This is a genomic window from Halalkalibacter flavus (assembly GCF_036663575.1).
Taxonomy (GTDB): domain Bacteria; phylum Bacillota; class Bacilli; order Bacillales; family Bacillaceae_D; genus Halalkalibacter; species Halalkalibacter flavus.
Genome location: NZ_JAWRVK010000091.1, coordinates 1 through 2729, shown reverse-complemented (window position 1 = coordinate 2729; position 2729 = coordinate 1). Strand labels below are relative to the sequence as shown.

Below are 2729 nucleotides of genomic sequence, written 5' to 3'. Positions count from 1 at the left end.
AATTTCTTTGACGAGATATTAAATCTCTTTTAATTCGCTTGGCTTTTGTTCAGTTTTCAAAGAACTCGTTAACCGCTTATCATTAGCGACATTAATTATCATAACATAACATTTTGTTCTGCGCAACAACTTTTCAAAAGTTATTTTCGCAATCACCACCGATTCAATCAATCATTCGCGGCGACAAGTAATAATATATCACAACATATAATTCTGCGCAACAGTTAATTTAAAATTAATTTTTGCGGCTAGATTTAATAATCTACCATAGTTCGACACGAATAGCAACAATCTTTTCCGCTACTATACATTTACCACAGTTCTCTATTTTTAAACTATTCCTTAAAAAAACAAAGAAGCTCTTTATATAAGGAAGCTTTTCATCGCTTTTACATGTTCATGCAAATAACAAGCTGCTCTCTATAATGAAAGCTCAATGTTGAACATCTCACTCATAATCGTCTGCTCCAATCTGTATTGGGGAATAATAGGAGAAAATCAAGAAAAACGAGAAAGGAGCGGCATTTTAAACATAACATCAATATCATTTACTGATCCTCCAGTCTTTCATCAATTTCCCGCCATTTATGAAAACTTAGGTCTCCACCAGGTTTCTTCCTATATAGAACAATCATTTGAATTTGGTTACAAATTAGGGAAAACCGAAAGCACAGGAGATGCTACCATTCGGTATTATCCACAACTAGAGGATTTCCTTATTACCATCCCGAAAAAAATACCTGGATTCGGCACAGTAAGACTTGAGCAGCTAAAGAGTCTGTTACTGGAACAAACGAAACCTCACTTCATCGAAAAACTGAGGTCCGAACCCCCAAAACAAAAAGTATTCCACACCTATTTCTGCCGTACTAAGAAAGAAACGGATTGATCAGGTATATAAATATTCGTTTAGAAAATGCTAGTAAGAAAAGGTGTTTCGGAAGGAGAATGCAAGAATGAGTCAAACAAATGAACAAAACCAAATTCAACAAATGGCCGATTGGATAAAAACAAATGCTGTTCATATTACGGAAGGATCAGTCAATAAGACGATGATTCGACATAGTCTAAGAATGGAATTTGACGTTCAAGATGAAGAAGTGGTCGATGAAGTGTATGATTTAATCACTGAATGAAAAGGAGATAATCTCTTACGTTGTGTTCGTGTAGTGCTAGTCTCTTTTTAGTGTGAGCTGACTATAAATTCATTCTTTCACTAAAACTATAAACGCAATGATTATAATATTGAAAGGACTGATTCCAACGGAAAAACAGAATGTTGTAAAAAACTTAAACCAGTTAGTACAAGGTCAATATATGAGAGTACATTCTTATGAAGAATTCATTAAAAATCTTGAAGACTCTTCCCCACTTCGTAATAGATTCATTACTATCCAAAAGGACTAGAAACACCATGCAGACTTGGGCTCCACGGAACACCAGAAACAAGTGAAGGAATTATTGGTAAGATCGAACTTTTCATTAGCCAAATATTTGATCAATCAAAGACTGAAAAGGAAATTCTAAAGCATGCAATTAAAGGAGAAAATCTCTACGGAATCAAAATGACTGAAAAATTAGTTCGTGATAGGCTTGATGAGAAAAGTTTGAACCTTGTTCGTAATATCTTAGTTAAGCAAAGAGAGTATGTCGATTATTTAAAATCTGAATTGCGCTAATACATGAAAACCGACTCTCTAAAAGCTAGGTGTGCCTAGCTTTTTTTGCACAGTATACGGCTTTTTCTCTGGAAAACCTAACCAATAGATTTCCTTACCAAGCTGAGTATGTTTCTTCATTCTTTCCTCCTTAGACAGAACTGCCAATATTAATATAGTAGATTAGATTATCAGTCCATTCATCAAATTCATATATAAACCCTTTTCTAATACATTCAAATTCCATTCCGATACTTTCAGCTAATTTGATTGAAGGGATGTTATCAAGGTTTATGTGAGCCTCAATTCGATGATAATTTATTTTTTCAAATGCAAGAGTTATAGCTGCTTTTACAGCTTCCTTCCCATACCCTTTTCTCCAGAATTGGTTATGAATCGTATAACCAAACCTTGCCCATTGAAAATCATCCCTCATAATTGTTGAGAAATCTATTGCACCTAGATGAACATTATCTTCTTTTCGAAATATGCCGAAGACGTACACTTTGTCATCGGATGCCATCTGTTGATGGTTATTAATTAATTCACTAAACCATTCTTCAGTACATATTTTCATATCTCTTTTACCCTCATCGTATTTGTGCTGTGAAGGTAGTCTTGTTTCATATCCTTTTAACCAACTTTTATAGTCTGTTTTCTTTAATGGTCTTATTACTAATCTTTCTGTTTCTGAAACATATTCAATTTTTTCTTCTTTCAATGTTACATCTCCTTTGTATTGCACTAACTCCAAAACCTCTTTAAGCATCCCTTGCGTCCGTTTGTTAAATGGGAAACCCTAAGAATATTTAATTAGAATGGATTCTCCCCTTTGAAAAAAGGAACTAAAATTATATCAATAGAACCGACAAATAAGAGCCAAAAAATCTTTGATTTCAGAAATCGGTTATAAAATTTAACATCCTTAAACGACCACCTGCTAAAGCAGGTGGATTTGGACATAAAATGTCTACGACTAAAGTCGTTTCTTAATACTGAAGCCATCTTAAAGGCCTATATGCTTAACCACACTAAAATTTGACTAAACTCACTCTTCTATCGTGAATATGT

Annotated in this window: 2 protein-coding genes; one reads left to right on the top strand and one right to left on the bottom strand. The window is 33.9% G+C overall.

What is annotated here, in order from left to right; translation table 11 throughout:
• Positions 1–956 precede the first annotated feature (956 nt).
• Complete coding sequence (locus SAY88_RS24430) at positions 957–1136, top strand: hypothetical protein (RefSeq protein WP_332635043.1); 180 nt, start codon at positions 957–959, stop codon at positions 1134–1136.
• Between the two features lie 673 nt (positions 1137–1809).
• On the opposite strand, the gene SAY88_RS24425 is transcribed toward SAY88_RS24430, so the two are convergent.
• Positions 1810–2379, bottom strand: coding sequence for a GNAT family N-acetyltransferase (locus SAY88_RS24425; RefSeq protein WP_332635042.1), 570 nt, complete (start codon positions 2377–2379; stop codon positions 1810–1812).
• Positions 2380–2729 lie beyond the last annotated feature (350 nt).

Bases quoted from the DNA above. Each gene is read 5' to 3' on its own strand.
- SAY88_RS24430 (WP_332635043.1), top strand. From the start codon at position 957: ATGAGTCAAACAAATGAACAAAACCAAATTCAACAAATGGCCGATTGG.